Below are 25,338 nucleotides of genomic sequence, written 5' to 3' on the forward strand. Positions count from 1 at the left end.
GTCAGCTGTCCTTTGCGACGTTGGCGAACAGCGCGTTCTCCGCGCCGGAGGTGACCAGCTGCGCCGCTTCGAGCCGGCCGCGTTCGGCGGGGAACGTCATGACCAGCGACATCGCGGTGTCTCGGACGGCGCGGGCGATGACGCCGGTGTTGGCGGTGCCGGAGGTGCCGGTGCATTTGAGCGCGCCGACGGCGACGTCGAAGCAGGCCTCGGTGATGGAGCCCTTCGCCATCCGCCACTGCCGGAACACGTCGTCCTTGCCGCGCAGCGGCGGCTCGGAGGTCTCCAGCTCCAGCTGCCGGCGGATCCACAGGTACGCGGTCTCCAGGCGTTCGGTCATGTCGCCGAAGAGGACCTGGTGCATGGGGCTGCTGGCGACGGGGCGGCCGGTGTCGGCGAACGCCTTGCCGGTCGTCGCGGCGAGCGCGGCGTCGTACGCGGACTGCGCCGAACCCAGGTAGACCGCGGAGATGGCGCACTGGTTGCCGACGAACGATCCCCGGCTGACCTGCAGCATCCGCACGAACGCGCCGGGCACGGTGAGCGCCTCGTCGTCGGCGATGAACACGTCCTTCAACGTGATGCCCTGGTTGGCGGTGGCCCGCATGCCCAGAGCGTCCCAGGTGGGGCGCTCGCCGACGCCGGCGGCCTCGCGGGGGACGAAGAACGTGGCGAGGCCGGCGGCGGTGTCGGTGCCCTCCAGGCGCGCGGTGGTGAGGTAGTAGTCGGCGACGCCGGTGGCGCACCCGAAGGACTTCTCGCCGTTGAGCAGCCACCCGCCGTCGACCTTGGTCGCGGTGGTGGTGATGGAGATGTTGGCGCCGGCGCTCTTCACCGACTCGCTGGCAAAGTTGGCCAGCCAGACACCCTCGGCCATGCGGGTCAGGACCTTCTCGGCGAACGCCCGCACGGGCGGGATCTCCTCGGGCTCGAACAGCCCCGCCCGGATCGCCTCCAGCGGCAGCAGCCCGCGGGAGGCGCTGGTGTTGTGGAAGAAGTACGCCAGCGCCGTCGAGCCGCAGGCGGTGCCCATGGCGAAGGTGGCGGCGGCGAGGTCGCGCAGGGTGCCGCCGAGCCCGCCGTACTCCTGCGGCACGACCAGGCCGAGCAGCCCCGCCGCGCGCAGCCGGCCGACGTGCTCGATCGGGAAGCGGCCTTCGGCGTCGGCGCCCGCCGCGGCCTCCCGCAGCGCGGGCAGCACGGATTCGACCCGTTCGGCCCGGCCGCGCTCGGCGTCGGACAGGCCGTCCAGCAGGCGGTCGGCGGTGAGCTGTGCCATGACAGCGGGTCCCTTCAGGAGATCGGTACGCGGTACGTGCGGCCGGGCAGCGCCCCGCCCAGGTGTCGTTCGAGTGCGGCGGCGGCGGCGACCAGCGCGGCGCGCGGCGAGTCGCAGGCCACGCCGAGGCGGTCGGCGAGGAACTGCACGTCCTCGCAGGCCAGGACGCCGTCGATGCCGCCGAGGGTGGTGTCGAAGTGCCGCACGCCGCTCTTCATCGCGGTGAGCGCGTTGACCAGGCCGAGGCCGTGCCGGTCGCGCAGGCGCACCCGCAGCGACACCGGCTGTGGCCTGGTCGAAGCCCGGACCGTGGCGTCCTGCAGCAGCGCCCGGACCTGGCGGGGGGAGGCGGCCTCGGCGCCCTCGTCGAGGCCGATCTCGTCGCAGCCGAGCGCGGCCAGCATGTCGACGGCGTCCAGGACGCCGGTGGCGCGGCCCGGCGCGAACGCGTCGGGCAGCCAGCAGGTCGCCGTCATGTCGTAGCGGCGGGCCTCGTCGAGGATGTGTTTCGTGGTCGCGGCGTCACCGGCCGGGACCTCCAGGACGCCGGCGCCGCCGAGGGCCGCGTCGGCGACCTCGTCGGCGGTCGCGACCAGCGCGGTCGCGGTCGCGCGCTCGCCGGCGGAGGTGAGGCAGCCGTGCGGGTCGCGGACCCGGACCCGGACCCCGGCGGCGCGCAGCGCGGTGGCGAGGGTGCCTGCGGCGCCGGCGGAGACGGTGTGGTGGCGCAGCGCGGCGAGCAGGCCGCTGTCGCCGACGGTGACCTCGTCGGGGAGCACGTCGGCGAGCTGCCCCCAGGCCCGGGAGTGGAACAGCAGGGGCGCGACGATCCGCTCGGTCGACGCGCCGAGCACGGCGCCGACGAAGATGGTGTGGTCGCCGCCCGCGTACGCGTGCACGACCCGGCAGTCGAGCCAGCCGACGGCGTCGGTGAGCACCGGCGCGCCGGTCACCCGGGTCTCCCAGGCGCCGCCGGCGAACCGGTCGGCGACGCCTTCCTGACCGGCGAAGCGGCGGCCGACCACCGTCTGGTCCTTGGCCAGGACGCTGACGGCGAAGACGCCGCTGGCCTCGATGAGCGCGTGTGTGGTGATGCGCCGGTTGAGGCAGACCAGGATCAGCGGCGGGTCCATGCTCACACTGGAGAACGAGCTCGCGGTCATGCCGTGCCAGCCGTCGCCCGCCACGGTGGTCACGACGCTGACGCCGCTCGGCCACTGTGCGAGCACCGAGCGGAACGTGTCGGGGTCGATCGTCACCCGCGCCCACCTTCTGTTCCACTTAGCGAAACGCTGTCACGGTCACGGTAACGATGGCGGTGAAGCGATGTCAACGATGCGCGACGCCGTTTCCCCTAGGGAAATCTGCGCTTAGACTTCGGGGGTGTCGACCACCACCACGACGGCGTCCACCGCCGACAATGCCGACGGCTCCGCCAGCCGCTCCATCGCGGCGGTCGAGCGGGCCATGGATGTGCTGCTGCTCTTCGGCCGGGTCGGGCGCCCCGACCTCGGCGTCACCGAGATCGCCGCCGAGCTCGGCCTGACCAAGGCGGCGGTGCACCGCATCCTGACCGCCCTGCGCAACCGCGACCTGGTCACGGTCGATCCGACCACCCGCCGGTATGCGCTGGGCCACGCCGCCGTGGCACTCGGGCGGGCCTATCTGGCCCGCACCGATCTGCGCGCGATCGCCGCGCCGGAGCTGCGCCGGCTGTCGGAGGAGACCGGCGAGACCGCCACCCTGTCCATCCGCCGCGGCGACATGCGGCTCTACGTCGACCAGGTCGTGCCCGAGCAGGAGCTGCGCCTGGAGGTGCAGCTCGGCACGCCGTATCCGCTGCACGCCGGCGGGTCGTCGAAGGCGTTCCTGGCCTTCCTCGGCGCGGACGAGATCGAGGTCTACCTGGCGAAGCACTCCCTGAGTGCGCTGACCGAGAAGACCATCGTCGACGAGGGCGCACTGCGCCTGGAGCTGGCGGCCATCCAGCGCCGGGGCTACGCCACGTCGCTGGGGGAGCGGCAGGTCGGCGCGGCGTCGATCGCCGCGCCGGTGTTCGACCACGACGGGCACGTCATCGCGGTGCTGTCGGCGGCCGGCCCGCTGTCGCGCTTCAAGCCGCGGATGTCGGAGTGCGCCGACAAGCTGCTCACCGCCGCAGCCCGGGTCTCCGGCCACCTCGGCTACCACGCGACCTAGTGCATCCAGGGCTCTAGTGCATCCAGGGCTTCAGCACGCCGAACGCCGCGGCGGCCAGGACGGACAGCCAGATGCCCCACACGTAGGGCAGGCAGCCGTCCACCGCCCGCCGCAGCGCGCGCTCCACCTCCGGCGTCGAGCCGGTCGTCATCAGCGCGCCGTAGGGGGCGGCGAAGCCCCGCAGGGTGAGCCGGATGCCCAGGCCGCACGCGATCGCCGTGGCGTAGAGCGCGACCTTCGCGCCGAGCCACTTGGGGTTGGTCGGCACGCCGAACGGCTCGTCGGCCACGATCGTGTACGCCGCCGTGCCGTACAACGTGACGATCAGCGCGATGCGGATGCCCCAGTCGGCCCGCCGCACCAGCGGATGCCTCCCCGGCGCGTGGTGGTCCTTGACGGTCAGCACCAGCCAGCCGAAGGCGAAGAGCCACACCGGCAGCACCGTCCACCACTGGAAGAGGGTGAAGCCGCCCAGCTGCGCGCCGTGGGAGTCCAGCGCCATCAGGGTGACGCCGCTGGGCAGGAAGAGCACCAGGCAGATCTTCGGGCCCAGGTCCAGCCCGCCCATGATCTTCAGGGCGGTGTTGCGCGCGACGGGCGGCAGGTCGGGCCGCAGGACGAAGCGGCTGGAGTAGAAGACCCCGAGGTCCCCGCCCAGCCAGAACACGAACAGCACGATGTGCAGCAGGATCCACCAGCCCATCGCACAATGGAAACACTGATCCGCTGTGGGAAACAAGTGCTTGACTCCGGCGTGGCGCGCTGCCTAGCGTCACGGGCATGACGCTGGGCAACTACCTCGAGGACTTCGCTGTCGGTGCGGTGTACCAGCATCCGCTGGGGCGCACGATCAGTGAGGCCGACAACACGTGGTTCACGTTGCTCACCATGAACACGAACCAGAACCACTTCAACGCCCACTTCGCCGCCGGCGCCCCCTACGGCCGCCTCATCGTGAACTCCGGGCTGAGCGTCGCGATCGTGCTCGGGCTGTCCGTGTCCGACATGAGCCAGCACGCCATCATGAACCTCGGGTGGGAGGAGATCCGCCTCACCGCGCCGGTGTTCGTCGGTGACACCCTCTACGCCGAGTCCGTCGTGCTGGAGACCCGCCCGTCGGCCTCCCGCCCGTATGCCGGCATCGTCACGTGCCGCACCCGCGGTCTCAACCAGGACGGCGACGAGGTGATGTCCTGGCGTCGCAGTGTCATGGTGTACCGCCGGGACGCGCCCCACGACAAGTCGCACTTCCCCGTGGCGAAGACCGGGCCGCTGACGGTATGACGATGCCGGCGCTGCACTTCCAGCCGTGGGGCGAGACGCTCCAGGAGCAACTCGACGCGGCCGCCCGGGCCGAGGACGCCGGTGCCGCCGTCGTCTGGGCGCCGGAGCTGCACCGCAGCGCCCCGGTGACCGCCGCCGCGCTCGCCTGCCGCACCACCACGATCGGGGTCGGCACGGGTATCGCCCTGGCGTTCGCCCGCAGCCCGTTCCTGACCGCGCTGTCCGCCCTCGACCTCGACGAGCTGTCCGGCGGGCGGCTGCGGCTCGGCCTCGGCACCGGCGTGCAGCGGCTCAACGAGGACTGGCACGGCGTCACCTGGTCCCGCCCCGTCCACCGGCTGCGCGAGACCGTTGCCGCGATCCGGCTGCTCGTCGCCGGCGCGCACACCGGCGAGCCGATCGACGCCGAGGGCGAGGCGGTGCGGCTGCGGGTGCGTGGCTACCGCCGCCCGTACCCTCCCGTCCGCGACCGGATCCCGGTGTACCTCGCGGGTGTCGGGCCCGCGATGACCGCCCTGGCGGGGGAGATCGGCGACGGCTGGATCTCCCACGAGCTGTGCTCGCCGTCCTACCTGTCGTCCCACGTGCTGCCCCGGCTCGCACCCCGGCCCGGGTTCGAGGTCGTCGTGTCGGCCTGCTGCGCGATCGATCGCGACGCGAACGCGGCACGCGCCGCCGCCGCCGGAGTCGTCGGCTTCTACGCCTCGGTGCGCACCTACGCCGACCTGTTCGCCTTCCACGGCCTCGCCGGGGAGCAGCAGCGGGTCGTCGAGGCGTTCCGCGGCGGGCTGCCCGCCGACGGTCTCGCCGGCGCCGTCGCCCCCGCGATGGTCGACCGGCTCACCCTCACCGGCACCCCGGACGAGGTCGCCTCGCGGATCGCCGCCTACGCCGGCCTGGCCGGCGCGATCAAGCTCAGCCCGCCCACGCACGGGCTGCCACCGTCCCGGATTCGCGAACTGCAGGACGCGATCCTGCGACTCATCGAGGAGCTGAGCCGGTGAGACCACTGGCGGACGTGCGGATCGTCTCGCTCGAACAGTACGGCGCCGGGCCGTTCGGGTCCGTTCACCTCGCCGACCTCGGCGCCGAGATCATCAAGATCGAGGACCCGCGGACCGGCGGCGACGTCGGCCGCTACGTGCCGCCATTCGCCGACGGCGAGGACTCGCTGTTCTTCGAGACGTTCAACCGCAACAAGCGCTCCATCTCCCTGGACGTCACCGAACCCGCCGGGCGGCTCGTCCTCGATGACCTGGTGCGGGCCAGCCACGCCGTCTACTCCAACCTGCGCGGCGACGTACCCGCGAAACTCGGCATCCGCTACGCCGACCTCGCCGGCGTCAACCCCGCGATCGTCTGCTGCTCGCTGACCGGCTTCGGCATGACCGGCCCGCGCGCCGCCCAGCCCGGTTACGACTACATCCTGCAGGGCCTGGCCGGCTGGATGGAGCTGACCGGCGAGCCCGACGGCCCGCCGACGAAGAGCGGACTGTCCCTTGTGGACTACAGCGGCGGCCTGGTCGCCGCGATCGCGCTCCTGGCCGGGGTGCACGCGGCCCGCCGCGACGGCGTCGGCATGGACTGCGACCTCAGCCTGTACGACACCGCCGTCGGCATGCTCACCTACCCGGCCGTGTGGCACCTCAACGGCGGCTTCGAACCCGTGCGCACGCATCACTCCGCGCACCCGTCGCTGGTGCCGTTCCAGGTGTTCCGGGCCCTCGACGGGTGGCTGGTCGTCGGCTGCGCGAAGGAGAAGTTCTGGCGGCGGCTCGCCGGGCTGCTCGACGCGCTCGCCGGGACCGGCCTCGCCGCCGACCCCCGGTTCGCCACGTTCGGCGAGCGGCACCGGTACACGACCGAGCTGCTGGACATCCTCGAGTCCGTCTTCGCGACCCGGACGGTCGCGGCGTGGCTCGCCGACCTGGAGCCCGCGGGGATCCCGTGCGGGCCCGTCAACGACGTCGCCGCGGCCCTCGCGGACCCGCACACGGCGGCCCGCGGGATGGTCGTGGAGACGTCGCACCCGGTGTTCGGCACGATCCGCCAGCCGGCGTCGCCGGTGCGGGTCGGCGACGAGCCGGTCGTGCACCGCCGCGCCCCGCGCCGCAACGAGGACGCCGCGTACGTGCTGCACGACGTCCTCGGCTACGACGACGCGCGCATCGGTGGCCTCACCGCGGCCGGCGCGTTCGGACCCGTCGCATGATGGTGTCCCGGCGCGGCGGCGATGGCGGCACGGCATCGGCCGGAGCGACGGTCGCGGCCGCCCTGGCGGACTGGGCGCTGCCGGTCACGCTCGACGACCTGCCGGCCGGCGTGCGGGACGCCACGCTGCGGCACCTGCTCGACGGGTGCGGCACCGCCGTCGCCGCCCTCCACGCCGGTGCGGCCGAGCCGGCGCTCGCCGTCGCCCGCGGCCTCGGCGCGCGGCCGGAGGCCCGCATCCCTGGCACCGCCACCCGGCTCGGCGCGCCCGCCGCCGCGCTCGCGGGCGGGGTCCTCGTGCACGCCCTCGACTTCGACGACACCCACGCCGGCGGCCTCGTCCACGCCACCGCGCCCGTCCTGCCCGTCGTCCTCGCCGTCGGCGAGCAGCTGCGGGTCACCGGCGCCGAGGCGGTCACCGCCGCCGCCGTCGGCCTCGAGACGATCTGCCGGCTCGGCGCCGCCGCGCCGCACGCGTTCCACGCCCGCGGCCTGCACGCCACCGCCGCCTGCGGGGTCATCGCCGCCGCCCTCACCGCGGCCCGGCTGCTCCGCCTCGACCACGCGCAGACCGTCGCCGCGCTCGGCATCGCCGCCAGCCAGGCCGGCGGGCTTTTGGAGTTCTTGCACACCGGGTCGTCGACGAAGCAGCTGCACACCGGGTTCGCCGCGCACCACGGGATCCTCGCCGCGCGGCTCGCCGCCGCGGGGGCGAGCGGCCCGGCGAGCGCGATCGAGGGCGCCGCCGGGTTCTACGCCGCGCTCGCGGGGTACCGGGTCACGCCGGACGCGGTCCTGTCGGGGCTCGGCGACCGCTTCGAGCTGACCCGGATCACGGTGAAGCCGTACCCGGCGTGCCAGCTGCTGCACGCGCCGCTGGACGCCGCCGCCACCCTGCGGTGTTCCCCGGCCGACGTCGTCGCCGTGCTCGTGGACGTGCACCCGGACGCGGAGCCCATCGTGTGCGGGCCAGACCAGGCCGCGCCGCGCACCGGATACCAGGCGAAGTTCGCGCTGGCCTGGTGCGTCGCCGCCATGCTGCTCGACGGCGCGGTCACCGTCGCCACGTTCAGCGGCGCCGACCGGCCCGACGTGCTCGCCCTGGCCTCCCGGGTACGGCACCGCGTCGTGCCGTTCGACGGCGCCGCCGCCGACCAGCCCGGGCGGGTCACGGTCACGCTGCGGGACGCCCGGACGCTGACCGGAGAGGTGGCGCGCAGCGGCGGCGGCCCCGGCTCGCCCCGCCTCGACGCGACCGTGCGGGCCAAGGCCCTCGCCAACCTCGGCCCCGGCGGGCCGGCGGTCCTCGCCGCCGTCGACGCACTCCCCGCCGCCCCCCATCTGGACGACCTCCTCGACGCGCTGGGAGCGACCGCATGACCACCTACCTGCCGGGGATCGCCGGTACCGACGCCGCCGCCGTGTACGCGGAGGCGCTCCGCCGGCTCGCGGACGCCGGACTCGGACCGGGCGACGTCGTGCACGTCACCGAGTACGGCACCGAGTACGGCACCGGTGCCGTCGCCGCCCGGGACCGGTTGCTCGACGGGCACCGCGCGCCGGTGTCGGTCGTGCCCGTCGCCGGGTTCCCCGACCCGGCGGACACGTTCGCGGTCGAGCTCGCGGTGTTTCCCGGTGGCGGTGACCTGATCGACGCGGGCGACGGCGGGGTGCTGCGGGTCGCCGGGGATCTCGTGCACCTGCCCGGCGTGCACACCACCACCGGGGAGTTCCGCGACCAGTACCGCTGGTGCCTCACCCGCCTCGGCTCGCTGCTGCGGGCCGCGGGCCTCGGCCTCGACGCGCTGGTGCGCACGACCGACTTCACCGCGACGGCGACCCGGGCCGAATACCCGCGCTGCGGGCGGCCCCGGCGGGAGCTGCTGGGGCCGGTCTTCCCCAGCGCCGCCGGGATCCTCGTCGACACCCCGGTCGAACCCGGTGCAGCGGTGTCCCTGGACGCCTTGGCGGCGCGCGGCCCGCTGCGGGCCGTGAACCCCGGCTGGGCGCGCTACGACACCCTCACCTACCAGCCCGGGATCGTCGCGGGGAACACCCTGGTCATGTCGGGGTTCGGCGCCCTCGACCCGTCCTCCCAGCTGGCCGTGCACGACGGGGACCTCCTCGCGCAGGCGGCGTTCATCTACGACAACGTCGACCTGGTCGCCGGCGGCGCCACGGTCACCCGCCTGCTGGAGTACGTCACCCCCGCCGGCGTCGCGGACCACGGCAGGCTCGCCGCCATGCGCGCCGAGCGGTACCCGGGCGCCGCGGTCACCTCGGTCGTCTGCTCGGCGCTGCTGCGCCCCGAGTTCCTCCTGGAAGTCGTGCCGACGGCGGTGCTGCCATGATGACCGACGCGATCCGGGCCCTCATCGGCCGTGAGGTCACCTACACGGCGCCGGAGCCCCTCGGCCGGGCCGCGATCCGCTACTTCGCGCTCGCCGTCGGCGACCACAACCCCGTCTACACCGACGACGCGGCCGCCCGCGCCGCCGGCCACGACGGGGTCGTCGCGCCACCGACGCTCATCTGCGAGACCAACCAGTACGCCGGGCTGCCCGCCGACGCCGACGGCTACGCCGGGCACACCTGGGGCATCGAGCTGCCCGGCACCCGCCAGGTCCGCGGCGGCAACGCCTACGAGTTCCACCGGGCGGTGCGCCCCGACGACGTGGTCACCGCCGTGTGGCGGCTCGTGGACATCGCCGAACGCGCCACGGGTGCCGGGCAGCCGATGCTGGTGTTCACGTCCCGCGCCACGTACACCAACCAGGACGGCGACCTCCTGGCCACCAACGACGAGACCATCATCTACCTCGGGGTGGCGCCGTGAGGCCCGGCTTCTCGCTGCCGCCGCTCGAACGGCGGATCGCGCTGCCCGACATGATCGCCTACGCGGGCGCCACCTGGGACTGGCACCGGCTGCACTACGACCCCGCCTACCTCGCGGCGCGCGGCCTGGACCTGCCCGTGGTCGACGGGCAGGTGTTCGGGGCGCTGCTCGCCGAGCAGGTCCAGGACTGGATCGGCGCCGCCGGGATCCTGCGCGCGCTGAGGTTCCGGTTCAAGAACCTCGTGTACGCCGGCGAGACGGTCCGCTGCGTCGGCACGGTGACCACAGTGGACGGCGGGCTCGTCACCATCGAGCACCAGGTCCTCGCCGAGGGCCGGGTCGCGGTCGCACCCGCGTCGTCCACAGTGGAACTGCGATGAGCACCGGGGTCTGCATCGTCGGCGCGGCCGAGTCCGACCTGGGGGTCACCGGCAAGACGGCGCTGCACCTGCAGACCCAGGCGATCACCCGCGCCCTCGCCGACGCGGGGCTGCGCCTCGCCGACGTCGACGGCCTCGCCACCAACGGCGTCTCCCGCTTCTCCACCACCCAGGTCGCCGAGCACCTCGGGCTGCGTCCACGATGGACGGACTCGACGTTCGCCGGCGGGTCCGCGCCGCTGCTGTACGCCGGCCACGCCGTCCAGGCGATCCAGGCCGGGCAGGCGTCGGTGGTCGTCATCTCGTACGGGTCCAACCAGCGATCCGCCCGCAGCCGCACCCTCGACCCGTACGAGGCGCACACCCCGGAGGCGCAGTTCGAGCAGCCGTACGGGCCGCTGTACCCCGTCTCCGCGTACGCCATGGCCGCCCAGCTGTACCTGCACACGTACGGTGCCGCGCGGGGCAGGGCCGGGATGACCGAGGTCGCCGTCATCGCCCGCGAGTGGGCCCTCGCGAACCCGCGCGCCTACCGCTACGGCGCCGGTCCGGTCGACATGGATGCCAGCCCGCTGCTCAGTGACCCGCTGCGGGTCGCCGACTGCTGCCTCGTCACCGACGGCGGCGGCGCCGTCGTGCTGACCACCGCCTCGCGCGCCCGCGACCTGCCAGGCGTGCCCGTCGAGGTCCTCGGCTACGGGGAGGCGACCACCGGCACGTCCATCGTCGGCGTCGGCGACCTGCTGCGCACCGGCGCCGTCGACTCCGGCCGGCGGGCCTTCGCGATGGCCGGGCTGCACCCGCACGACGTCGACAGCGCCCAGATCTACGACTCGTTCACCATCACCGTCCTGCTGTCGCTGGAGGCCCTGGGTTTCTGCGGCTTCGGCGAGGCACCCGACCTCGTCGCCGCCCGGACCCTGCCGCTGAACACCTCCGGCGGGGGACTGTCCTACTGCCACCCCGGCCAGCTCGGCGTGCTGCTGCTGGTCGAGGCCGTCCGCCGGCTGCGCGACACCGCCGACCGGACCGCGCTCGTGCACGGCACCGGCGGGATCCTCTCCAGCCACGGCACCGTCCTGCTGAGGCGACCGTGATCCCGGTCGACGAGACCACCCTCGCATGGTGGGACGCGACCCGGCAGCGGCGCCTCACCGTGCAGCGGTGCGCCGCCTGCGGGCACCACCAGCACCACCCTCGGCCCGTGTGCCTGGCGTGCGGCGGCCCCGAGCCGCCCCTGGTGGACGTCACCGGCGCCGGCGTCGTGGAGACGTTCACCGTCGTGCGGCGCGCCCCGTCGCCCGCGTTCACCGCGCCGTACGCCGTCGCCGTCGTCGCCCTCGACGAAGGCCCCCGCCTGCTGTCGAACGCCGAACCCTGGCCGGACGTCACCGTCGGCGCCCGGGTCCAGGTGCGCTGGCGGCCGCTTCCCGACGGCCGCAACCTTCCCGTGTTCGTCGTCGTATAGGGGATCCACAGTGGACTTCGAGCTCACCGATGAGCAGCGCCAGTTCCGCGACGCGCTGCGCGCGTTCGTCGACAAGGAGATCCGTCCCGTCGCCCGGGAATGGGAGGCCACCGACCGGTACCCGACCGAGATCGTCGGCACGATGCGCCGGATGGGACTGTTCGGGCTGACCGTCCCCGAGGAGTACGGCGGCCTCGGCGCCGACATGGTCTCCTTCGCCCTGGTCTTCGAGGAGATCGCCAAGGGCTGGATGGGCATCGCCGGCATCCTCGGCAGCCACTCCCTGTCGTGCTGGCTGATCGCGAGGCACGGCACCGAGGAGCAGCGGCGCCGGTACCTGCCGGACCTCGCGACCGGGGCCCGCCGCACCGGCATCGCGCTCACCGAGCCCGATGCCGGCACCGACCTGCAGGGCATCCGCACCGTCGCCCGCCGCGACGGCCAGGACTACGTCATCACCGGCCGCAAGACCTGGATCACCAACGCCCGCCACGCCGACCCGCTGCCGGTGCTGGTGAAGACCGACCCCGCCGCCAGCCCAGCCCACCGCGGCATGTCCGTGCTGCTCGTCGAGGCCGGCACCCCCGGCTTCGAGGTCCTGCGCGACCTGCCGAAGCTCGGGTACAAGGGCACCGAGTCGTGCGAGATCCTCTTCGAGGACTGCCGGGTCCCCGCCTCGGCCCTGCTGGGCGGCGTCGAGGGCCGCGGCATGCAGCAGGTGCTGTCCGGCCTGGAGACCGGCCGGATCAACGTCGCCGCCCGCGCGCTCGGCATCGCCCAGGCCGCCTACGACGAGGCCTTGCGCTACGCCGGGCAGCGCAAGGCGTTCGGCGAGACCATCGACTCGTTCCAGGCGATCCAGCTGCGCCTCGCCGACATGGCCATGCAGGTGCAGTCGGCCCGCCTGATGGTGTACTGGGCCGCGTCCCGCGCCGACGCCGGCCGGCGCGTCGACCTCGAGGCCGGCATGGCGAAGGCGTTCGCGTCCGAGGCCGCCGCCGCCTGCGCCCTGTCGGCGATGCAGGTCCACGGCGGCTACGGGTACTCCAAGGAGTTCGACGTCGAACGCCTGTACCGCGACGCCCCGCTGATGATGATCGGCGAAGGCACCAACGACATCCAGCGCATCGTCATCGCCAAGGCGCTCACCAGCGGGAAGGGCAGCATCGGATGAGGTCGTACCTCTACGTCCCCGGCGACGCGCCGCAGAAGCTCGACAAGGCCCTCGGCCGCGGCGCCGACGCCCTCATCGTCGACCTCGAGGACGCGGTCCCGGCCGCCGGCAAGGACCGCGCCCGCGCTCTCGTCGCCGGGTGGCTCGACGCCCTGCCCGCCTACGGGCGCCCGCAGGTGTGGGTCCGGGTCAACCCTGGCCTGGCCGGCGAGGACGACGTGCGGGCGGTCGTCTGCCCCAGGCTGGCCGGCGTCTGCCTCGCCAAGGCCGGCGGCGCGGCCGAGGTCGCCGCGCTCGGCGCCGTCATTGCCACCGCCGAGGAGGATCGCGGCCTGCCGGTCGGGACCGTCGCCGTGGTGCCGCTGCTGGAGTCGGCCGCCGCCATCCTCGACGCGTCGGCGATCGCCCGCGCGCCGCGCGTCGCCCGGCTCCAGATCGGCGAGGCCGACCTTCGCGCCGAACTCGGCGTCACCCTCGGCGCGGACGAACGCGAACTGCTCTTCGTCCGCTCGCAGGTCGTCCTGGCCAGCGCGGCCGCCGGCATCGCCCCGCCGGTCGCGTCCGTCAGCACCGACTACCGCGACGTCCTGGCGCTGCGCGCGTCGACGGTGGCGTTCCGGCGGCTCGGCTTCCTCGGCCGCGCCTGCATCCACCCGGCGCAGATCCCGGTCGTCAACGAGGTCTTCACCCCGACCGCCGAGGAGCTCGCCGAGGCCGCCGACCTGGTCCGCCGCTTCGACGCCGCCGTCGGCTCCGGCGCCGGGATCCTCGTCGACGTCGACGGCCGCATGGTCGACGCCGCCGTCGTCCGCGCCGCCCGCCGCCTGCTCACCCTCGCGACCTGAGGCGTGTTCGGGTGGGTCCGCCGGCGGGACCGTCCGGGTCGGCGCCGAAGGCACCACCGCCCAAGGTCGCGGGCAGCTGCTCGACTCGCCGAGCATGTGGCACCCCGTATCGCCGGCACCACCGCAGGCACCCACGGCGTGCTCTTCGTGCCCGGCAGCTGCCGCCCGCGCCGTTGCGGGCGATCCCGTCGTCACCTGGCTGCCCCCGCCGGTGTGACCGCGGCTCAGGTGCAGGTGGTGGTCCAGGTGACGCGCTCCGAGGTGAGCTGCTTCGGGGCGGAGACCACCAGCTCGACCCAGTAGCTGATGCTGGCGTTCTCCTGCCAGCCGCCGTAGAAGGCCGAGGTGCGTTTGGTCCCGGCCCCGGTGAAGGTCATCTTGAACGTGTCGGGCGCGCCCGTGTCCCACGCCGGGTCCTTGTGCCAGTACCAGGTGACCTCGGCCGGGCCGTTCACGGTGATGTCGGCGTACAGCAGGATCGGGGTCTGCCCCGGCGGCGGGCAGGCACCGGTGTAGCTCACCCGGGTCTTCACCAGCGCCGCCGACACGGTGATCGGCCCGGTGAACCGGGGTGTGGGCGAGGACGCCGGCCCGGTCGTCGCCGCCTTGCCGGACGGTTTCGGGGTCGTGGAAGGGGCCGCGCTGCCCGACGCCGCGTTGACCGCCGGCTGCCCGAGCGCCTCCACCCCCGTTGACGGCTGACCGCTCGGTGTCCCGGTGCCGGCGCCGGCACCGGGCGGCTCCACCGTCCTGGTCTGTCCCTGCCAGACGAGATACCCGGACAGCGCGATCAGCGCCAGGAGCAGCGCCCCGGCGCCGGCCAGCAGCCCGCGGCGCCGCCGGTGCGGCGGCTCACCCTCGACCGGATCCTCGGGGAGCGCGGCGACCTGCGCCGGGCGGGCCGCGACCTGCGCCGGGCGGGCTACGGCGGACGCGACCGGCGCCGGGCGGGCCGCCGCCGCTGGTGGGGCCGGTGGGGCCGGCGGGGCGGTGCCGCTCCGCCGATGTGCAGCGCCCCCTCGGCCACCACCAGCTCCGGCTGCTCCATCACCGTCGGCGCCATGCCGGTGGCCCGGTGCAGCAGCGACGCGACCAGCGGCACCCTGGTCGCGCCGCCGACGAGGAAGACACCGGCGACGTCGGCGGGGCCGACCCCGGCGGCGCGGATGGCCTCCATCGTGACCGCGACGGTCTGCGTCAGCATCGGTACGGCCGCCGCCTCGAACTCGCCGCGCGTCAGGTGCTGCGGGTCGGCGACCCCGGGCACCTGCACGGGCGTGGTCGCGCGCAGCGACAGCGCCTCCTTCGCCTCGCGGGCGGCGTCCCACAGCTCGCGGAACGCGCGCCGCCCGGCCAGCCCGGCCGGGGCGCGCAGCGCCTCCCACGCCGCTTCGTCCGCCGGCCCCCGGGCGTCCCTGAGCAGGCCGACGACGAGCGCGTCGAGGTCCAGGCCGCCGAGGTCGCCCAGGCCGGCGGTGCCCAGCGCGGTGAACCCGGCCGCGTCGCGGCGCACCACGCTCACGTCGAAGGTGCCCGCGCCGAGGTCGTACACGACGACGCAGGCGCCGGGGCGGACCTGCCGGCCGAGCACGACGGTGAAGTAGGTGGCCGCCGCGATCGGCTCCGCGACCAGCACCGGCGCGGGCAGGCCGGCGAGGTCCGCGGCGTGCAGCAGCGCACCGCGGCGGCGCTCACCCCAGGTCGCCGGGTGGGTCAGCGTGACCTGCCCGGGCACCTCACCGGCGATCCGGGTCGCCTCCTGCCAGACCCGCCGCAGCGTGGCCGCGATCAGGTCGCCGATGGGCAGCACCCGGTCACCGAGCAGCACCTCACCGTCGTCGATGCGGCGCTTCGGGTTGGCCTCGAACCTGCCCGGGTCGAACCGGGCGCTGCGCACCGCGTCGCGTCCGGTGAGCGGCCGGTCGTCGTCCTCGACGTACACCGCCGACGGCAGCAGCGGCGAGTCGCCGAACAGCAGCGGCCGGATCTTGCCGTCCGGCCAGTGCAGGAACGCTACGGTCGTCGATGTGCCGTAGTCGATCGCGACCCGGAAGTCAGACATGACGGCCAGGCTAGACCCTCCGCGCCCGCGGACCGCGGTTCGGCTGCACGCGTGCTGCGACCGGCTGGCACACTCCCGGGCTGAGCCACTCCGCCCGGCTCGGCGGGGGTGAGCCGCCTGGACAGGTCAAGCGGCCCGCCCCCGCCAGGTGTCGCTACCGGGCCAGCAGCGCGTCCACAGTGGGGAGACCCGCCAGACCGGTGGTCCGGGCGGCGAGGGAATCCGCGTCCGCGGGCGAGAGGACCCGGGCGGCGTTGAAGCGGAACTTGCGGGCCAGGTCGGCGGGGGACAGGGGTGCCTCGGCACTGCCGAGGGAGGCGTCGACGCGGTGCTCGTGGACCGTGCCGCGGCTGCGGACCCGCAGGACCGCGGCGAACGCGTGCGGGAAGATGGCGGTGGCCCGCTCGTCCTGCACGCAGCGGACCTTCGCGGCCAGGGCGAGGCGGTCGGGGTCCAGCGGGCCGGTGAAGTCCTCGAGGCCGACGCCGAGGCCGCCGCCGCCGAGCAGGGCGGTCGCCACGGTGTACGGGCCGGAGAACTTGCCGTGGTAGGTGCTGCGGGGGCGGACCTTCTCCGCGACCGGTTCGGCGATGGTCCGCAGGGTCGGGCCGGGCACGCCGAGCTCGATCCAGTCCACTGTGGACGCGTCCAGGCCGGCGGCGCGCAGGGCGAGGGCGCAGTCGATGCCGGGGTGGGTGAAGTGGTTGGACGGGTAGGGCTTGAACGCGGTCCGCAGCAGTTCCCAGCGGCTGCCCAGGTCGCCGAGCAGCGCGTCGTCGTCGCAGCGGCCGCCGGTGTAGGCGGCGAAGAACCCGAAGCGGCCCTCCAGGACGGTCGGCGGGCCGGTGAGCCCGTCGGCGGCGAGATAGGCGGCGGACACGCCGGCGTGCGCGGCCCAGCCGCAGTGGACCTTCTTGACGGTGCCGCCGGTGCGGTTCGCCTCGATCAGGCCGGCGCCCATGCTCGCGGCCACGCCCATCGCGGACGCCACGCCGGCCGGGGAAAGGCCGAGCAGCAGCGCGGCCGCGGCGGCCGAGCCGATCGCGCCGCAGATCGAGGTCGCGTGCAGGCCGCGTTCGAAGAAGACGGAGTTGGCGATCGCCGGGTCGTAGGCGGCCATGCCGAGCCGGTCGGTCAGCTCGACGCCGGCGGCGACCGCGGCGAGCATCGCGGCGCCGGACGCGCCGGTGGCCTCGGCGGTGGCCAGGGCGGCCGGGACGACGGACGCGGACGGGTGCAGCACCGACGGCAGGTGGGTGTCGTCGAAGTCGAGGGAGTGCGCCAGGGTGCCGTTGACGAGCGCGGCCGACGGGGCGGGGACCGCTCGCCGGTGCCGATGACGGTCGCCTCGGGGTGCCGCCCCAGCGGCGCACGGAGCGCAGCACCGCGGGTGCCGCGTCGGCGTCCGGGTCGCCGTGCGCGGCGAGCGCCAGCCCGAGGATGTCCAGGACGCGGGCCGGCACGTCACGCAGGACCGCCGCGGGCAGCGGCTCGTCCCGGCACGCCACCGCAAACGACGCGAGCCGCTCGACGGCGGTCATGCCGTCACCTCCGCTGCGCTCCGGGCCGGTCATGCCGTCACCTCCGCTTCGCTCCGGCGCCGGCCTGACGGACCGCGCTCCTCATGACCGGCTCCTGCGCTGCGCTCCGGGCCGGTCATGACGGGAGGATGGCGAGGGGGCGGACGGGGGCTCCGGTCGCGCCGACGATCGGCAGCGGGTTGAGGATCAGCAGGCACTCGCCGGCACCGGTGTCCAGCAACGGATGCAGTCGCATCGTCTCCACGATGTGGATGCCGCGTTCGACCAGGAGCATCCGGTGCACGGGCAGCACCGCATGCCCCTTGCCGGGCGGGATGCACTCGAAGGCGATCGTCTCGGCCCCGACGACCCGGACGTCCCGGGAGGCGAGCCAGGCGCCGGCGGCGACGCCGGGGCCGGGGGTGCCGTCGCGCCGGCCGACGAAGGCGTCGTGCTCGTCCCAGCGGCGGGACCAGCCGGTGCCGATGAGGACGGCGTCGCCGGGCCGCACGTCCACGCCGCACGCGTCGAGGTCCTCGGCCGTGATCTCGTAGCCGGCGGGCAGCACGGGCACGCCGTGTACCCGGGCGACGTCGAGGATCGCGGCGCGGCCGACGTACACCTCGAAGGACTCGATGCCGTGCGAGGCGAAGCCGAGGTGCGTCTGCACGGAGGCGGCGGGGACCCCGCCGTGCAGCACGCCGTCCTGCGACACGTGCGCGAGGGCGTCGACGTGGGTGCCGACGTGGCCGCCGGTGACGATGAGCTCGTTCGCGGCCGAACCGCCGTCGGGGCGGACCAGGTCGCCGTGGCGGCGCTCCAGGGCCATCCGGAACGGCGGATGGTTCGGCGACTGCGGCATGCCGCGGCGCATCGGCTGCGCCAGGTCCAGGACCGTCGCACCGGCGAGGAAGTCCATCACAGCACCCCGTCGGCGTGCAGCTTCTCGATGTCCTCGCCTGCCAGGCCGAGCCGGTCGCGGTAGATCTCGTCGTTGTGCGCGCCGAGCGCCGGGCCGGTCCACCGGATGTCGCCGGGGGTGGCGGACATGCGGTACAGCACGTTCTGCATGCGCACCGGGCCGAGCACCGGGTCGTCGACGGCGCGCAGGGTGCCCAGCGCCGCGTACTGCGGGTCGGCGAAGACGTCGGCGATGTCGTGGATCGGGGCGATCGCGGCCTGCGCGGCCTCGAACGCGGCGATCACGTCGGCGGCGTCGCGGGCGGCGATCCAGTCACCGACGTAGCCGTCGAGCAGGTCGGCGTGCTCGGCGCGGGTGGCGCCGGCGGCGAACCACGGCTCGCCGATCACCTCGGGATGCCCGACGAGCCGCAGCACCCGCTCCGCGACGGCCTGGGCGGAGGTCGACACGGCGAGCCATTTCCCGTCGCGGCTGCGGTACGTGTTGCGGGGCGCGTTGTTGACGCTGCGGTTGCCGGTGCGCCGCTGCACGGTGCCGAGTTGGTCGTACACCATCGGCTGCATGCCCAGCAGGGTCAGGATGGGTTCGATGATGGCGAGGTCGATCACCTGCCCGGCGCCCGTGGTGTGCCGGGCCAGCAGCGCCGTGGTCACCGCCTGCGCGGTGGCGATGGCGGCGATGCCGTCGGCGAGCCCGAACGGTGGCAGTGTCGGCGGGCCGTCGGGCTCCCCGGTGATGGCCGCGAAGCCGCTCATCGCCTCGGCGAGGGTGCCGAAGCCGGGCCGGTTCGCGTACGGCCCGAACTGGCCGAACGCGGTGACCCGCGCGATCACCAGCCGCGGGTTGACCTCGGCCAGGACGTCGGGGCCGAGCCCCCAGCGCTCCAGGGTGCCGGGCCGGAAGTTCTCGATCAGCACGTCGGCGTCGGCCAGGATCCGCTTGAGCAGGTCGGCGCCGGCGGGCCGGGACAGGTTGAGGGTGACGCAGCGCTTGTTGCGTCCGAGCAGCGTCCACCACAGCGGCACGCCGTCCTTGGCGGGGCCGTGGCCGCGGGACGGGTCACCCTTGACGGGATGCTCGATCTTGATGACGTCGGCGCCGAAGTCCCCCAGGATGGTGGCGGCCAGGGGGCCGGCGAACAGGGTGGACACGTCCACGACCGTGATCCCTGCCAGGGCGGGCTGCAGTTCCACGAGCAGAGCCTAACGGCACTACCGTCAAAATGGAAACCCCGTTACATTGAGGGAAACAGCGAAAGGGGCCTCATGTGTCGCGGTACGACCTGCTGGTGAAGAACGGGACTCTGGTCCTGCCGTACGTGGGCGAGATCCGGGCCGACCTGGCCACGAAGGACGGGCGGATCGCCGCGATCGGGGAGGATCTCTCGGATGCGGACGAGGTCCTCGACGCCACCGGCAAACTCGTCTTCCCCGGTGCCGTGGACGCGCACTACCACCTGGGCATCTACCGGCCCCTCGAGGTGGACGCGGCGGAGGAGACCCGCTCGTCGCTGGTCGGCGGCGCCACGACCGTGCTGTCCTACTTCCGGACCGGGCAGCACTACCTGAACAAGACCGGGGCGTACGAGGACATCCTGCCCGAGGTGCTGGAGGCGGTCTCCGGGCGGTCCTGGACCGACTTCGGCTTCCACCTCGCGCCGATGGACACCCGCCAGGTCGGCGAGGTCCCCGCGCTGGTGGACCGGCACGGGGTCAGCTCGTTCAAGTACTACATGTTCTACAAGGGCTTCAACCTGTCCGCCGACTCGCGCGACGCCAAGGCGTTCACGATGAGCGACGAGTACGACCTGGGCCACCTGTACCAGATCATGGAGGCCGTCTCCGCCGCCGCGCGCGACACCGGCCGGCGGGTCTCCCTGTCGCTGCACTGTGAGCAGGCGGAGCTGATGCGGCTGTTCATCGAGCGGGTGCGTGCCGCGGGTGACCCGCAGACGCTCAAGGCGTACTCCGACGCCCGGCCGCCGCTGACCGAGCGGGTCGCCATCGGCGAGGCGACCACCCTCGCCGCCGCGACCGCCTGCCCGATCAACCTGCTGCACCTGTCCAGCGGCGATGCCCTGGCCGCCGCGACCGAGGCCCGCCTCGCCCGCCCCGACCTGGATCTGCGCACCGAGGTCACGCTGCACCACCTGTGCCTCAACTACGACGAGCTGTCCGGCCTCGGCGGCAAGGTGAACCCGCCGATCCGCAGCGCCGCCGACAGCGAGGCACTCTGGGCGGGCGTGCTGTCCGGCAAGGTCGACTGGGTCGCCTCCGACCACGCGTGCTGCCTCGAGGAGCACAAGGGCGACCAGCTGTGGCCGGCGCTGCCCGGCTTCGGCGGCACCGGCCTGCTGTACCCGGTGCTGCTCAGCGAGGGCATGCACAGGCGCGGGCTCGCCCCGCACCGGGTCGCGGAGCTGGTCTCGGCCAACCCGGCCAGGGCGTACGGCCTGTGGCCGCGCAAGGGCTCCCTGCTCGTCGGCCAGGACGCCGACCTCACCGTCGTCGACCCCGACCTGGAGCAGGAGGTGACCACCGACCTGCTGCTGTCCGGCCAGGACCACTGCCCGTTCGCCGGCCGCAAGGTCCGCGGCTGGCCGGTCGCCACGGTGCTGCGCGGCCGGGTCGCCTTCCGCGACGGCGCCCTCGTCGGCGAACCCCGGGGTACCTTCCTCGCCCGCTGAACGGCAGGACCCGCCGGTGATCCACAGCGGATCACCGGCGGCTGTGCTGCAGGCGACATTGCGCTGACGAACATGTTCGCTACGATCGTGTTATGAGTCCTCGTAGGGTCCCCGTCAGCCGCCGCGACCGGCCGGCCAAACCGCCGCTGAGCCGGGCGGGTGCCGTCGCCGCGGCGATGCAGATCATGCAGGACGAGGGCCTGGAGCGCGTGACGATGCGCCGGCTGGCCGCCGAGCTCGACACCGGTCCGGCCTCGCTCTACGTCTACGTGCACAACGTGGCGGAGCTGCACGGCGCGATCCTGGACGAGCTGCTCGGCGGCCTGCCCGGGCCGGGCGGCGCGGGCGGGCGGTGGCGCGACGAGCTGATCGACGTGCTCACCGCCTACACCGGGCTGCTGATCGACCATCCGAGCCTGGCGCGCTCGGTGCTGGCGCTGCGTCCGTCGGGGCCCAACTACGTGCGCCTGATCGACACCGTGCTCGGGCTGCTGCACGAGGGCGGCGTGCCGGTGGCCCAGGCGGCGTGGGGCGTTGACCTGCTGCTGCAGCACGGCACCGCCACGGCCGCCGAGCAGGGCACCCGCGGCGAGGCGGTGGAGGCGGCGGACGAGCAGGACGCCTTCGTCGAGGCGCTGCGCGACGCCGAGGACGCCGGCTGCCCGAACATCGCCCGGGCCCGCCACGACCTGTTCTCCGGCACCGGAGCGCAGCGGCTGCGCTGGATGTTCGAGGCCCTGATCGCCGGCATCTCAACCGTCGCGACACCTGCGGCAGGCTGACCGCAAGCCCGTCGCGACCCGCGGCAGGGTGACCGCAACGCCCTCGCGGCATCGCCGCGTCCATCACGAACATGTTCGTCAAGAACAAGTTCTTCAGCACCAGCCCGGAAGCGCCGATACGACCGGCGCGCCGGAAACCTTGGAGGAAGCCATGACCACACCCGTCACGATCGTCGGAGCCGGCCTGGGCGGCCTGACGCTCGCCCGCGTGCTGCACGTTCACGGTATCCCGTCGGCCATCTACGAGCTGGACGCTTCGCCCGAGGCGCGCACGCAGGGCGGCATGCTCGACATCCACGACTACAACGGCCAGGTGGCGATCGGGGCCGCCGGGCTGACCGAGCAGTTCCAGAAGATCATCCACCCCGGTGGCGAGGCCACCCGGATCCTCGACAAGCACGGCACCGTGCACTCCGACGAGCCCGATGACGGCGACGGCGGGCGCCCCGAGGTCGACCGCGGCCAGCTGCGGCGGATGCTGCTCGACTCGTTGCCCGACGGCACGATCCGCTGGGGCAGCAAGGTCACCGCGATCCGTTCGCTGGGCGACGGGCGGCACGAGCTGACCTTCGCCGCCGGCGGCACCGTCACCACCGGCCTGCTCGTCGGCGCCGACGGCGCGTGGTCGAGGGTTCGGCCGCTGGTGTCCGACGCCGAACCCGCCTACGCCGGGATGTCGTTCGTCGAGGTCGACCACCACGACGCGGCCGCCCGCCACCCGGGACCGGCCAGGACGGTCGGCGCCGGCATGCTGTTCGCGCTCGGCGCCGGCCAGGGCTTCCTCGCCCACGCCGAGACCGATGGCAGCCTGCACGTCTACATCGCGATGGCCAAGCCGGCGGGCTGGATCGACACCGTCGACTGGGCCGACACCAGCAAGGGCAGGGCGGTCCTGCTGGAGGAGTTCCACGACTGGGCGCCCGAGTTCCACGCCCTGATCACCGAGGCCGACGGCGACCTCATCCCGCGCGCCATCAACGCCCTGCCCGTCGAGCACCGCTGGGACCGGGTGCCCGGCGTCACCCTGCTCGGCGACGCCGCGCACCTCATGTCCCCGTTCGCCGGCGAGGGCGCCAACCTTGCCATGCTCGACGGCGCCGAACTCGGCAAGGCCATCGCCGCCCACCCCGGCGACGTCGAGGCCGCGCTCGCCGCCTACGAGGACGACCTGTTCACCCGCAGCGCCGAGGCGGCCGGGGACGCCGCCCGCAACCTGGAGCTGTGCTTCGACGAGCGCGCGCCGCACAGCCTGCTGGAGCAGTTCGCGGCGTACGCCGAAGCCCGGTGACGGCAGCCCCCGGCCTCGACGTCCAGACGCGCGAGGCCGGGGGAGCGGGCCGGTGGGAGGGTTACATGCCGTCGCCGGACCAGGCGCCGCGGGAGCGGGAGCGCACCGGCAGGGTGGAGATGACCGGCGCCTCGTGGGAGTGGTAGTTCTCGGCGGTGCCGCCCCACTTCACCCACTCGTCGGTGGTGTACCAGTTCACCAGCTCGCCGTCGGAGCGGATGATCCAGTCGATCTCGGTCTCGGCGATGAAGTGGCCGTGCTTCACGCCCGCGGGCCGGAAGCAGTAGGTGCCCTCGTCGATGTCGCCGAAGTTGTACGCCATCTTCCCGCTGAGCGTGTAGAACTCCTCGTAGCACGGATGGTGCGCGAGGCGGTGGTCGCTCCAGCCCTTCGGCGCCCGGATCAGCCGCGTGTAGAAGCCGGTCTTCGGGTCGCGGTGCAGCAGCTTGATGTAGAGCGGGGTGAGCGGACCGACGGTCGGCGCGGCGACCCACTCCTGCTTGGCCGGGTCGACGAGCGTCGGCGCACCCTCCTCGCGGCGCGGGCCGTCGGGGTCGAAGCCGCAGTCGCCGTACTCCCGCCAGTGCAGGACGTGGCTGCCCTCCCGGACCTTGATCCAGTCCATCGGGACACCCTTGGGCACCTGCAGGTAGCCGCCCGGTCCGACCTCGGTCCCGCCGTACACCAGCGAACCCGAGACCACGTAGAACTCGGTGTCGGCGTGCGCCACGCCCGGGCCCCGTCCCCAGTCGGACCGGAACTGCAGGGACAGTGACGACGAGCCGTCCTCCTCGTCGGTGGACAGCCGCCGTTCGACCGCCTTGCCCTCGCCGAACGGCAGTTCGGCCTCGTGCCAGATGTAGTCGTCCTCGTGGATCAGTTCGACGTGCGCCCTCAACCCGTGCTCCTCAGCTCTCGTTTCAGCACTTTGCCAGCCGCGTTGCGGGGGAGTGCCGCGATCGGCCGGATCTCCTTCGGCACCTTGTGTCCGGCCAGCCGGGTCCGGAGGTGCTCGCGCAGCGCGTCGGGGTTCAGCGAAGTGCCCGGCCGCGCCACGACGTATGCGACGACCCGCTCGCCCCACCGTTCGTCGGGCTCGCCGACCACGGCGGCCTCGGCCACCGACGGGTGCGCGGCCAGGGCCTCCTCGACGTCGCGGGGGTAGACGTTCACCCCGCCGGTGATGATCAGGTCCTTCTTGCGGTCGACGATGGTGATGTACCCCTCGTCGTCCACCGTGACCACGTCGCCGCTGGTGAGGAACCCGTCGGCGGTGGTGCACTCCGCGGTGGCCCCGGGGTTGGCGAGGTAGCCGTTCATCAGGAACGGTGAGCGGCTGAACAGCTCGCCGGGCGTCCCGGGCGGCACCGGTACACCGTCGTCGTCGACGACCCGGATCTCGGTCATGAACCACGGGTGGCCCACCGAGCCGGCCTTGCGGCGGGCGTCGGCGGGCCGCAGGTTGGTGATGACGCCGGCCTCCGTGGAGCCGTAGAGTTCGTGCACGCCGACGCCGGGGAAGGCCGACATGACCCACTCCTTGAGCGCGACGGGCAGCGCGGCCGCGTTGAAGTACAGCGTGTCGAGGCTGCTCAGGTCGTGCCCGGTCACGCCGAGCTCGCGCAGCCCCACGGCGTGCGTCGGCACCAGGAACACCGACTGCAGCCGGTCCCGCTCGACCATCGTCAGCAGCTCGCCGGGGTCCCAGGCGCGCAGCATCGACACGGTGCCGCCGGTGAACACCGACGCGTAGGCGAAGGCGAACCCGGCGCCGTGATACATCGGTGCGACGGCGACGGTGCGCCGCCCCGGTCCGAGGCCCCACTCCAGAGCGGTGCAGTAGAAGGTCAGGCAGCGCGACCGGTGGCTGATGAGCACGCCCTTGGGCGCGCCGGTGGTGCCGGAGGTGTACGCGATACAGAACGGGTCCTGCTCGCCGACCGGCACCCGCGGGTCCCTGGCGGACGCGCCGGCGAGCATCGCCTCGTAGTCCGGGCCGAGCCGGACCGCGAGTCCGACGTCCACGGCGCGGTCCTCCAGCGCGGGATCCAGGATGAGCGCCCGGGCGCCGGAGTGTCCGGCGATGTACGCGGTGTCGGCGGCCGTCTGCCGCGGGTTCAGCGGCACCATCGGCAGCCCGGCCTTGGCCAGCCCCGCGGCGATCTCGCAGTATTCCAGGCGGTTGCCGGACAGCACCGCCACCGGGTCGCCGGGTCGCAGGCCGGCGGCGAGCAGCGCGTCGGCCAGGCGGCTCGCGCGATCGTCGAGCGCGGCGTACGTGAGCCGCCGGTCACCGTCGATCACGGCGACGGTGCCCGGGGTGGCGCGGGCGAACTCCCGCACGCCGTTGGCGATATTCAGCTGAGCGCCAGTCACGGCGTAATGGAAACACCGTTTCCATT

25 protein-coding genes are annotated in these 25,338 nt (G+C 73.9%); 15 read left to right on the plus strand and 10 right to left on the minus strand.

All coding sequences use genetic code 11. The features are described 5' to 3' along the window. Window position 1: 1 nt before the first annotated feature. Both OHA72_RS30610 and OHA72_RS30615 read right to left on the minus strand, forming a co-directional pair. Window positions 2–1,279: an acyl-CoA dehydrogenase family protein gene (locus OHA72_RS30610; protein WP_327011248.1), complete on the minus strand. Its 1,278-nt coding sequence runs from the start codon at window positions 1,277–1,279 to the stop codon at window positions 2–4. Between the two features lie 14 nt (window positions 1,280–1,293). After that, the gene (locus tag OHA72_RS30615) at window positions 1,294–2,538 is read right to left on the minus strand and encodes a flavin reductase (RefSeq protein ID WP_327011249.1); all 1,245 of its coding nucleotides are present in this window, start codon (window positions 2,536–2,538) and stop codon (window positions 1,294–1,296) included. A gap of 124 nt (window positions 2,539–2,662) precedes the next feature. Between OHA72_RS30615 and OHA72_RS30620 the strand changes: the two genes are divergently transcribed. After that, complete coding sequence (locus tag OHA72_RS30620) at window positions 2,663–3,478, plus strand: IclR family transcriptional regulator (RefSeq protein ID WP_327011250.1); 816 nt, start codon at window positions 2,663–2,665, stop codon at window positions 3,476–3,478. Between the two features lie 13 nt (window positions 3,479–3,491). On the opposite strand, the gene OHA72_RS30625 is transcribed toward OHA72_RS30620, so the two are convergent. Further along, on the minus strand, window positions 3,492–4,181 hold the full coding sequence (locus OHA72_RS30625) for a hypothetical protein (protein ID WP_327011251.1): 690 nt from the start codon (window positions 4,179–4,181) through the stop codon (window positions 3,492–3,494). A gap of 77 nt (window positions 4,182–4,258) precedes the next feature. Between OHA72_RS30625 and OHA72_RS30630 the strand changes: the two genes are divergently transcribed. From OHA72_RS30630 to OHA72_RS30680, 11 genes are read left to right on the plus strand one after another with little or no spacing between them, the layout of a single operon-like run. Continuing rightward, entirely contained in the window at window positions 4,259–4,762 is a 504-nt protein-coding gene (locus OHA72_RS30630; protein ID WP_327011252.1) for a MaoC family dehydratase, read from the plus strand. Between the two features lie 2 nt (window positions 4,763–4,764). Beyond that, the gene (locus tag OHA72_RS30635) at window positions 4,765–5,766 is read left to right on the plus strand and encodes an LLM class flavin-dependent oxidoreductase (RefSeq protein ID WP_327011253.1); all 1,002 of its coding nucleotides are present in this window, start codon (window positions 4,765–4,767) and stop codon (window positions 5,764–5,766) included. After that, window positions 5,763–6,974: a CaiB/BaiF CoA transferase family protein gene (locus tag OHA72_RS30640; RefSeq protein WP_327011254.1), complete on the plus strand. Its 1,212-nt coding sequence runs from the start codon at window positions 5,763–5,765 to the stop codon at window positions 6,972–6,974. The genes OHA72_RS30635 and OHA72_RS30640 overlap by 4 nt, the downstream gene beginning before the upstream one ends. Then, window positions 6,971–8,353, plus strand: a complete 1,383-nt coding sequence (locus tag OHA72_RS30645) for an MmgE/PrpD family protein (protein ID WP_327011255.1) — start codon at window positions 6,971–6,973, stop codon at window positions 8,351–8,353. The genes OHA72_RS30640 and OHA72_RS30645 overlap by 4 nt, the downstream gene beginning before the upstream one ends. Then, window positions 8,350–9,324: a RidA family protein gene (locus OHA72_RS30650; RefSeq protein WP_327011256.1), complete on the plus strand. Its 975-nt coding sequence runs from the start codon at window positions 8,350–8,352 to the stop codon at window positions 9,322–9,324. Before OHA72_RS30645 ends, OHA72_RS30650 begins: the two co-directional genes overlap by 4 nt. Beyond that, entirely contained in the window at window positions 9,321–9,809 is a 489-nt protein-coding gene (locus tag OHA72_RS30655; RefSeq protein ID WP_327011257.1) for an FAS1-like dehydratase domain-containing protein, read from the plus strand. Before OHA72_RS30650 ends, OHA72_RS30655 begins: the two co-directional genes overlap by 4 nt. Beyond that, entirely contained in the window at window positions 9,806–10,189 is a 384-nt protein-coding gene (locus OHA72_RS30660) for a MaoC family dehydratase (RefSeq protein WP_327011258.1), read from the plus strand. The genes OHA72_RS30655 and OHA72_RS30660 overlap by 4 nt, the downstream gene beginning before the upstream one ends. After that, window positions 10,186–11,286 carry a thiolase C-terminal domain-containing protein gene (locus OHA72_RS30665; RefSeq protein WP_327011259.1) on the plus strand — a complete coding sequence of 367 codons (1,101 nt, stop codon included), beginning with the start codon at window positions 10,186–10,188 and terminating at the stop codon, window positions 11,284–11,286. The genes OHA72_RS30660 and OHA72_RS30665 overlap by 4 nt, the downstream gene beginning before the upstream one ends. Continuing rightward, window positions 11,283–11,657 carry a Zn-ribbon domain-containing OB-fold protein gene (locus OHA72_RS30670; RefSeq protein ID WP_327011260.1) on the plus strand — a complete coding sequence of 125 codons (375 nt, stop codon included), beginning with the start codon at window positions 11,283–11,285 and terminating at the stop codon, window positions 11,655–11,657. Before OHA72_RS30665 ends, OHA72_RS30670 begins: the two co-directional genes overlap by 4 nt. 10 nt (window positions 11,658–11,667) lie before the next feature. Next, window positions 11,668–12,831 (plus strand): acyl-CoA dehydrogenase family protein, encoded by a 1,164-nt coding sequence (locus OHA72_RS30675; protein WP_327011261.1) that lies wholly within the window; start codon window positions 11,668–11,670, stop codon window positions 12,829–12,831. Next, on the plus strand, window positions 12,828–13,676 hold the full coding sequence (locus OHA72_RS30680; protein WP_327011262.1) for an HpcH/HpaI aldolase/citrate lyase family protein: 849 nt from the start codon (window positions 12,828–12,830) through the stop codon (window positions 13,674–13,676). Before OHA72_RS30675 ends, OHA72_RS30680 begins: the two co-directional genes overlap by 4 nt. A 224-nt stretch (window positions 13,677–13,900) precedes the next feature. On the opposite strand, the gene OHA72_RS30685 is transcribed toward OHA72_RS30680, so the two are convergent. The 5 genes from OHA72_RS30685 to OHA72_RS30705 all read right to left on the minus strand — a co-directional run bounded on the left by OHA72_RS30685 (window position 13,901) and on the right by OHA72_RS30705 (window position 19,373). Then, window positions 13,901–14,422 (minus strand): hypothetical protein, encoded by a 522-nt coding sequence (locus tag OHA72_RS30685; protein ID WP_327011263.1) that lies wholly within the window; start codon window positions 14,420–14,422, stop codon window positions 13,901–13,903. Between the two features lie 176 nt (window positions 14,423–14,598). Then, on the minus strand, window positions 14,599–15,738 hold the full coding sequence (locus tag OHA72_RS30690) for an Hsp70 family protein (protein ID WP_327011264.1): 1,140 nt from the start codon (window positions 15,736–15,738) through the stop codon (window positions 14,599–14,601). 154 nt (window positions 15,739–15,892) lie between these two features. Then, window positions 15,893–17,206 carry an MmgE/PrpD family protein gene (locus OHA72_RS30695; protein ID WP_327011265.1) on the minus strand — a complete coding sequence of 438 codons (1,314 nt, stop codon included), beginning with the start codon at window positions 17,204–17,206 and terminating at the stop codon, window positions 15,893–15,895. A 188-nt stretch (window positions 17,207–17,394) separates the two neighbouring features. Beyond that, on the minus strand, window positions 17,395–18,177 hold the full coding sequence (locus OHA72_RS30700) for a cyclase family protein (protein WP_327011266.1): 783 nt from the start codon (window positions 18,175–18,177) through the stop codon (window positions 17,395–17,397). Then, on the minus strand, window positions 18,177–19,373 hold the full coding sequence (locus OHA72_RS30705) for a CaiB/BaiF CoA transferase family protein (protein WP_442788692.1): 1,197 nt from the start codon (window positions 19,371–19,373) through the stop codon (window positions 18,177–18,179). Before OHA72_RS30705 ends, OHA72_RS30700 begins: the two co-directional genes overlap by 1 nt. Window positions 19,374–19,447: 74 nt before the next feature. On the opposite strand from OHA72_RS30705, the gene OHA72_RS30710 reads away from it, so the two are divergent. From OHA72_RS30710 to OHA72_RS30720, 3 genes are all read left to right on the plus strand, one after another. Beyond that, complete coding sequence (locus OHA72_RS30710; RefSeq protein ID WP_327011267.1) at window positions 19,448–20,866, plus strand: dihydroorotase; 1,419 nt, start codon at window positions 19,448–19,450, stop codon at window positions 20,864–20,866. A 92-nt stretch (window positions 20,867–20,958) separates the two neighbouring features. Beyond that, window positions 20,959–21,648 carry a TetR/AcrR family transcriptional regulator gene (locus tag OHA72_RS30715; RefSeq protein WP_327011268.1) on the plus strand — a complete coding sequence of 230 codons (690 nt, stop codon included), beginning with the start codon at window positions 20,959–20,961 and terminating at the stop codon, window positions 21,646–21,648. A 151-nt stretch (window positions 21,649–21,799) separates the two neighbouring features. Continuing rightward, window positions 21,800–22,936: an FAD-dependent oxidoreductase gene (locus tag OHA72_RS30720; RefSeq protein WP_327011269.1), complete on the plus strand. Its 1,137-nt coding sequence runs from the start codon at window positions 21,800–21,802 to the stop codon at window positions 22,934–22,936. Window positions 22,937–22,997: 61 nt separating this feature from the next. Here OHA72_RS30720 and OHA72_RS30725 read toward each other — a convergent pair whose 3' ends face one another. Further along, complete coding sequence (locus OHA72_RS30725; protein ID WP_327011270.1) at window positions 22,998–23,834, minus strand: DUF4437 domain-containing protein; 837 nt, start codon at window positions 23,832–23,834, stop codon at window positions 22,998–23,000. Next, window positions 23,831–25,312 (minus strand): class I adenylate-forming enzyme family protein, encoded by a 1,482-nt coding sequence (locus OHA72_RS30730; protein ID WP_327011271.1) that lies wholly within the window; start codon window positions 25,310–25,312, stop codon window positions 23,831–23,833. Before OHA72_RS30730 ends, OHA72_RS30725 begins: the two co-directional genes overlap by 4 nt. Between the last annotated feature and the right edge of the window lie 26 nt (window positions 25,313–25,338).

The sequence above is a fragment of the Dactylosporangium sp. NBC_01737 genome, from assembly GCF_035963215.1.
Lineage (GTDB): Bacteria > Actinomycetota > Actinomycetes > Mycobacteriales > Micromonosporaceae > Dactylosporangium.

Bases quoted from the DNA above. Each gene is read 5' to 3' on its own strand.
- OHA72_RS30700 (WP_327011266.1), bottom strand. From the start codon at position 18,177: ATGGACTTCCTCGCCGGTGCGACGGTCCTGGACCTGGCGCAGCCGATG.
- OHA72_RS30665 (WP_327011259.1), top strand. From the start codon at position 10,186: ATGAGCACCGGGGTCTGCATCGTCGGCGCGGCCGAGTCCGACCTGGGG.
- OHA72_RS30650 (WP_327011256.1), top strand. From the start codon at position 8,350: ATGACCACCTACCTGCCGGGGATCGCCGGTACCGACGCCGCCGCCGTG.
- OHA72_RS30690 (WP_327011264.1), bottom strand. From the start codon at position 15,738: ATGTCTGACTTCCGGGTCGCGATCGACTACGGCACATCGACGACCGTA.
- OHA72_RS30610 (WP_327011248.1), bottom strand. From the start codon at position 1,279: ATGGCACAGCTCACCGCCGACCGCCTGCTGGACGGCCTGTCCGACGCC.
- OHA72_RS30635 (WP_327011253.1), top strand. From the start codon at position 4,765: ATGCCGGCGCTGCACTTCCAGCCGTGGGGCGAGACGCTCCAGGAGCAA.
- OHA72_RS30715 (WP_327011268.1), top strand. From the start codon at position 20,959: ATGAGTCCTCGTAGGGTCCCCGTCAGCCGCCGCGACCGGCCGGCCAAA.
- OHA72_RS30655 (WP_327011257.1), top strand. From the start codon at position 9,321: ATGATGACCGACGCGATCCGGGCCCTCATCGGCCGTGAGGTCACCTAC.
- OHA72_RS30630 (WP_327011252.1), top strand. From the start codon at position 4,259: ATGACGCTGGGCAACTACCTCGAGGACTTCGCTGTCGGTGCGGTGTAC.
- OHA72_RS30720 (WP_327011269.1), top strand. From the start codon at position 21,800: ATGACCACACCCGTCACGATCGTCGGAGCCGGCCTGGGCGGCCTGACG.
- OHA72_RS30680 (WP_327011262.1), top strand. From the start codon at position 12,828: ATGAGGTCGTACCTCTACGTCCCCGGCGACGCGCCGCAGAAGCTCGAC.
- OHA72_RS30625 (WP_327011251.1), bottom strand. From the start codon at position 4,181: ATGGGCTGGTGGATCCTGCTGCACATCGTGCTGTTCGTGTTCTGGCTG.
- OHA72_RS30645 (WP_327011255.1), top strand. From the start codon at position 6,971: ATGATGGTGTCCCGGCGCGGCGGCGATGGCGGCACGGCATCGGCCGGA.